Source organism: Candidatus Methylomirabilota bacterium (assembly GCA_035936835.1).
Taxonomy (GTDB): domain Bacteria; phylum Methylomirabilota; class Methylomirabilia; order Rokubacteriales; family CSP1-6; genus AR37.
The window spans coordinates 1-5,755 of sequence record DASYVT010000065.1 but is presented as its reverse complement, the minus strand read 5'-3'; the positions used below and the strand labels follow the sequence as shown (position 1 = coordinate 5,755).

Annotated in this window: 6 protein-coding genes; 4 read left to right on the top strand and 2 right to left on the bottom strand. The window is 70.4% G+C overall.

Features of this window, described 5'->3' with window-relative positions; translation table 11 throughout:
• Nucleotides 1–1,110, top strand: a 1,110-nt coding sequence (locus VGV06_05475; GenBank protein ID HEV2054610.1) for a hypothetical protein, incomplete at its 5' end; no start/stop codon positions are given.
• Between the two features lie 839 nt (nt 1,111–1,949).
• Here the strand turns inward: VGV06_05475 and VGV06_05470 are convergent.
• Nucleotides 1,950–3,122 carry a DUF3987 domain-containing protein gene (locus tag VGV06_05470; protein HEV2054609.1) on the bottom strand — a complete coding sequence of 391 codons (1,173 nt, stop codon included), beginning with the start codon at nt 3,120–3,122 and terminating at the stop codon, nt 1,950–1,952.
• Nucleotides 3,123–3,744: 622 nt separating this feature from the next.
• Nucleotides 3,745–3,942, bottom strand: coding sequence for a hypothetical protein (locus tag VGV06_05465; GenBank protein HEV2054608.1), 198 nt, complete (start codon nt 3,940–3,942; stop codon nt 3,745–3,747).
• A gap of 167 nt (nt 3,943–4,109) precedes the next feature.
• Between VGV06_05465 and VGV06_05460 the strand changes: the two genes are divergently transcribed.
• The 3 genes from VGV06_05460 to VGV06_05450 all read left to right on the top strand — a co-directional run.
• Entirely contained in the window at nt 4,110–5,111 is a 1,002-nt protein-coding gene (locus VGV06_05460) for a hypothetical protein (protein HEV2054607.1), read from the top strand.
• Between the two features lie 27 nt (nt 5,112–5,138).
• On the top strand, nt 5,139–5,546 hold the full coding sequence (locus tag VGV06_05455; GenBank protein ID HEV2054606.1) for a DUF393 domain-containing protein: 408 nt from the start codon (nt 5,139–5,141) through the stop codon (nt 5,544–5,546).
• Nucleotides 5,539–5,755: SDR family NAD(P)-dependent oxidoreductase (locus VGV06_05450; protein ID HEV2054605.1), on the top strand; the 217-nt coding region annotated here is incomplete at its 3' end. The genes VGV06_05455 and VGV06_05450, both read left to right, overlap by 8 nt.

The following is a 5,755-nucleotide window of genomic DNA, read 5'->3' as shown; positions in this document are numbered from 1 at the left end:
GACAAGTCCTGGAAGCCGATGCGGCCCGCGCCGAGCAACACCGAGCGGCCGGTCGCCAAGGCCGGGGACAAGTCAGGCATCGCGATTGACTTCGATGGCACGTGCACGATCAACGCGGACGGCTCCGAGAACCCGAAGATGCGGAAACTGGTCGAGGCGTTGGTCGAAAAGGGTGTTTCGGTGTCGATTTTCACCGCTAGACCGGTGGATGAGGTCGAAAACTGGCTCTTGGAGCATGGGTGGCCTGATCTCCCGGTCACGAACGAGAAGTCGCCGGATTTCAAGGTCATGCTCGATGACCGGGGCGTGCAGTTCGATCCGAAGATGCTGTACGACATCCCGGCGCTGACGGCGCAACTGTCGAACTTCAAGACGTGGTGGGAGAAGTCCGAAGGCCCACGCGTGCCTGCCGTGAGCCGGACGGTCGATATGGTTGAGGATGGCCGCGTCGTGGTCCGGCACACGTTCTATGGCGATGATCTCACCGAGGCGCGCGGCATGGAGCGCGCCCACCGCAAGGCGGATGCGAGTCTGGATGCTGCGCTGGCTGGGCGCGATTACAAGGATGTGGCCATTGACGCGGTTCGGAAGGTCGGCTGGACGGATGAAGCGCGGGCTGCTGCAGCGGAAGCACGGCGTGCGAAGCTTGATCCCGCTGGGATTGCCACAGTGCGCCCGGAGCCTGAGAAGGCCGACAAGTACAAGGCGCGGATGCGGGATGCGTCCGGTGAACTGTTCATCCACCCGAACGGTCAGGTGTATTGCGACACCGGGGAGCAGGCCAGCAGCGGTGACTCGCACTACAAGGCGGGGCACGCGCAACTTGCGAATGCGCTCGGCCATTCGACGGATAGTGCTATCGATGCCGGATTCGTTCGCGGGCGTGCCGATAACGGTCTGTTGAGCATGGAGTTTGACCACGCCAACCCCAAGGCTCGTGAGAATGCGGCTGCGTTGGTCTCGGCACACGGAAAGGGTGGCACGATTCACATCGATCAGCGGGCAATCCGAGCCGTCGCGCGCAGTCCAGCCACCGCCGGACGCCATTTGGCTACGCCGCGAAAGACGGTGACGGAGGCGGGGGTGGCGTCTTCAGCACGGGGGACCTAAACTCGGGTGGCCGCCTGGCCCCCGAGCAGGGCATGTTCAGGAAACCCAGGCGTTCACGTAACGTGAACAACAGCGAATTCCTGAACGTCGGGCCCGGAGCTTGGTGGATGAAGGACATGGGCCTCGCGGGCTACGATGTCGGGGTCCCGCTGACCCAAGTTGGCCAGAACCCCGGCCGCAAGAAGCCCGGACGTCCCGAAGACGGCGAAGCGGGAGGCCCACAATTCCCGCATTTCACGCCCGGAGCAGGCACGTCCGTGCACAAGGTCGGCTGGACCGATGAGGCCAGGGAAGCCGCACGGGAAGCGCATCGCTCTGGCTGGAATCGCAGCCACATCGCCAACCCCGGCTCCGAGCGGGAGGCATTCGTGATGACGCACCCTGCCAATCCCGCTCACACGCTCGCGATCAAGCCCGGCGGAGAGTGGACGCACGGGAGAACCTCGAAGACATGGGCGACGTGCTGCCAGGTTAATAACCTGAGAAAACCTGATAATACGAGTTTGGCGGCTTCGACACCTCGGGTGGGACCGCAGGTCACCGACAAAACTGACAGAACCTCCGTTGGGCTGTTCACCGCCGGGGGCAGACCCCCCCGGCCGGGCGGTTCACCACCGGGGCGACGTCAGGGGCTCTCGGACGCCTCCGGAGGAACGCGTCGCGACCGGTCATGCCGGCCCGCCAGGGGCCGCGGGTTGATGCGGAACCGCACGGTGGGCCGCCCGCCGTCACGGGCCCGGACCGTTTCCGACCGCAGCCACCCCAGCTCTTCCAGGCAGGCGAGCGCGCCCTGGACGATCCGGGGCTCCGTCAGGCCCGTCCATTCGTTCCGATACACCTCACGGGCGGTGAACGGACTCGCCAACCGACCGTGCGTGATCTTGGTCGCGAGCACGGCGGCCGCCACCCGCGCCTGGTCGGTGACGCTCGCGTAGAGGCGCCGCGCGTGCCCCTGCAGATACTCGCACCAGGCCACCGCCCGTGCCGCCGCCGCGCGCGAGACCGGCCCGGTTGGCCCGCCGGCCACGCCGTCGATCAGATGCCCGATCAACGCGAGCGACGGCATCAGCGAGCGATACTTCGCCACGTGCGAGAGCAGGACCGGGTGGTCCTCCTCGGCGCGCAGCCTCTGGGTCCCCCCGCCACGCGTCGAAGCATTCTTGGGCCTCCGCTTCGAAGCGCAGGAAGGGCAGTTCCTCGGGCGTCAACTCCTCCGCGCCGAGCGCCGCCGGCTCCAGGGTGGTCAGCCGCTGGAAGACCTCGATCACGCGCGCCCGTGCGTCCGCGTTCGGCCAGCGGTCCACGTTCTGCCACCGCCCGCCGCCGTCGGGCCACACGGCCAGCTGGAAGCGTTGGAGCAGCCCGTCATCCCCGCGCCCGGCAAAGACCGCACGCAGGTAGCGCTCGAGCGGGCCCGGTTGGATGCCGCCGAGCACGGAGACGCAGGCGGCCCGAATGTGCAGGGTCCCCCGCCCGATCCGATCATACGTGTACGCCCCCGTGCCGTTCCAGGCTTCGCAGTAGAACGCCCGGTCATTTTCGTGGCCCGGCCGCTCCATCGTGTGCAGGAAGCCGCTGAGCTCGTCCCGAAACAACAGCAGGCCGTTCGGATTGTGGTTGAGGAGGTCACCCAGCTTCTCGACCGTCGTGTCGTTGACGAGGTACCGCCTCGCCGCCCGCGGCGTGTCCCGCGACACGGCGGCGAAGGGCGCCCGCAGGTCCTCCGTCGACGCCTCATGCGCGACGGCGGCGCGCAGCCGCTGGGCCAAGGCGTGGCGCCGCGCCTGCTGCTCGGCGAGGTGAAAGTGCTGGGCGAGCCGCTGCTCCTCGTCCTGGGCGTGGGCGTCGGTGACCAGCCGGTGCAGCGGGCGGAGGGCTTCGGCGAGGGCCGGGCTTTTCATGACGCCCGGCGGGCCGACGGCCAGCCCCCAGAGGTTCGGCACCACCGCCCAGTCGTCCTGCCGCTTCGGGCGCATCGCGACCTTCCGGCCGATGACCGCGGCCGCGGCCACGAGGACCCCGACCGCGACGAAGTCGGGGGGGCATGGACGCGCTCGGCGACGTCCGCGACCCACGGCGCGAGCGCGTCGGGCAGCAAGGTGAGGTTGAAGGCGGGCACCGGCGGCCGGGCTCGCGGCACGGGCTGCGGCTCGGGCCACGAGGCCCCCCGCGGCGCCTCGGTCGCGCGCCGGCGAGGCCCGGTTCGGCGGCGGATCCTGGGGGGGCTCATCACTCCGTCTCCTTGCCGATGCCTCCGGAACGGTCGCGATGATGGGCCACCTGGCGGGCGTGTCGCGCCCCCGCGCCGTCCCCCGGCCCTCCCATCACGTGGCACCAGGGCGTCATGGCGAGCCTCCCTCCTGGCGGGCCTTCAGCGCCGCGTCCACCTCGCGCAGGGAGATCGAGAGCCGCCCGCTCACGATCTGTGGCGCGGGCCAGGACAATCACGCCCCTGCCGCCGGCTCCACTCGGATCTCGGTGAGATGGGCCCAGGGGGCTCCACAGGCCCCGCATTGCGACGGCGGGAGGTACAATCCGCGCGGGCGGCGGAACAAAGGTTGCTTCGTACTTGGCCGAGCACCGTGGGCACTCCACCCGCACGGTGCCCTTGAGGCCGCTGATCTCGGCGGCCATTCACCGCACCTCCCGCCACGCGCCGTCGTCGCCCTGTTGCTGGACGATGACGGACGCGGCTGAGCCGTCCGCGATCAGGTCCCGGGCCAGCTGTTGAGCCCCGGCGAGGGTGTCGAAGGGGCCCACGAGCATGGAGCGGCCCGCACGGGTTTCGAGACGAATTCGGACATTGACGGGTAGACTTGCGGGAGCCTGCATTTTGACACCTCCACTAAAGGTGTTGGGTGTGGGTCAGGCGATCGGTAGGGCTGTCATCCCTGCCGGTCGCCGCTTCGGTGTAGGTACGAGTTCCTCCTTATCTTGGCTCGGAGATCGAGCCCCGGTAAGGCACGCTATAAAACGGGTGCTCGCCCTGCGGCGGGCGGGTGAAGCGGACGGCCCTGTCGCCCGAGGAGGTCGCCCGCACGTTCATGGAGTCGCATCGCGCGGGGGTGGCGCAGGGCCTGTTCCTGACCTCGGGTGTGCCGGGCCGCGCGCCGCGCGCGGTGGACCGCATGCTGGCCGCAATCGAGATCCTGAGGAAGCGTGAAGGGTTCGCCGGCTACGTGCACATCAAGCTGCTGCCCGGCGCCGAGCCGGAGCAGGTCGTGCAGGCCACCCGCCTGGCCACGCGCGTCTCGGTGAATCTGGAGGGGCCGAACGACACCGTCGTGCGCGGCCTGGCGCGAGAGAAGAACTACTCGGGCGACCTGCTCCCGAACCTGATGCTGGCGGGGCGCCTCTCGCGCGAGGCGCGGCTCGAGGGCCGCGCGGGCATCGCGGCGGCCGGCACCACGACGCAGTTCGTGGTGGGCGCCCAGGGCGAGCAGGACCGCGAGATCCTCGGCGTGGTGGGCGGTCTCGAGCGGCGCGGCCTCCTCCACCACGCTCACTTCAGCGCCTTCCAGCCGGTGGCCGGGACGCCGATGGAAGGGCTCCCGCCCACCCCCGCCGCGCGCGAATGGCGGCTCTACCAGGCCGAGCATCTGCTCCGGCAGTACGGCTTCCGGGTGGAGGAGCTCGTGTTCGGGGGTGACGGCAACTTGGCGCTCGACCACGATCCGAAGACGGCCTGGGCGCTGGCGCACGTCGAGCGGTTCCCGGTGGCCCTCGAGCGCGCGCCCTACGAGCTGCTGCTGCGCGTGCCCGGGATCGGGCCCACCGCAGCGCGCCGGCTCGTCACCGAGCGCCGGCGCACGCTGCCGCGCGACGCGCAAGATCTTCGTCGCCTCGGTGTGGACGCGGCGCGGGCGGGCTTCTTTCTGACGTTGCGGGGTCGCCGGCTTCGGGCTGGGCTGCCTGCCGAGCAGCTCCGCCTTTTCCCGCCCGGCGAGCACCTGACGCAGGGGCCCTGGAAAACCGCCGTGCCGCCCTGCGCCTATCGCTGATGCGCGTCGGGCGTACAATAGCGCCCGATGACCTCCAAGCTCGAGGTGCCCCAGGCCGCGGCCGACCGGGCGCGGGCGGTGCTGATCTACGACGGCACGTGCGGCCTCTGCCGCGGCGGGGTGTCGTGGCTCTCGCGGCGGGCGGTGACCGGGCATTTCGAGTTCCTGCCCTGTCAGGCGGCGGAGCGGCGCGCCCGCTACCCGTGGATGGGCGAGGGCACGTGCCTGCAGGCGATGCAGCTCATCCTGCCGGACGGCCGCGTGCTCGCGGGCGACGCCGCGATCCCCGAGATCCTCCGGCGGCTGCGCGGCTGGCGCTGGCTGGCGCAGGCCTTCCGCTTGCCTGGCATGGAGCTGCTCGCCCCGCGCCTCTACGCCTGGGTGGCGCGGCACCGCTACCAGATCTCCTGCATGCTGGGCCGCCCGCGTGGGTGACCCCCGCGGGCGCGTCGCGCTCGTCACGGGGGCATCATCGGGGATCGGGGCGGCCACCGCGCGTGTCTTCGCGGGCGCCGGGCTGCGCGTGGCGCTCTGCGCGCGCCGCAAGGATCGCCTGGAGCAGCTCGCGGCCGAGCTGACCGCGCGAGGGAGCGAGGTCACGGTGCACGCGGTGGACGTGACGGATGCCCTCGCGGTGCGGGCCA

Excerpts from the sequence above, each read along its gene's own strand:
- VGV06_05455 (HEV2054606.1), top strand. The coding sequence starts at position 5,139 with ATGACCTCCAAGCTCGAGGTGCCCCAGGCCGCGGCCGACCGGGCGCGG.
- VGV06_05465 (HEV2054608.1), bottom strand. The coding sequence starts at position 3,942 with ATGCAGGCTCCCGCAAGTCTACCCGTCAATGTCCGAATTCGTCTCGAA.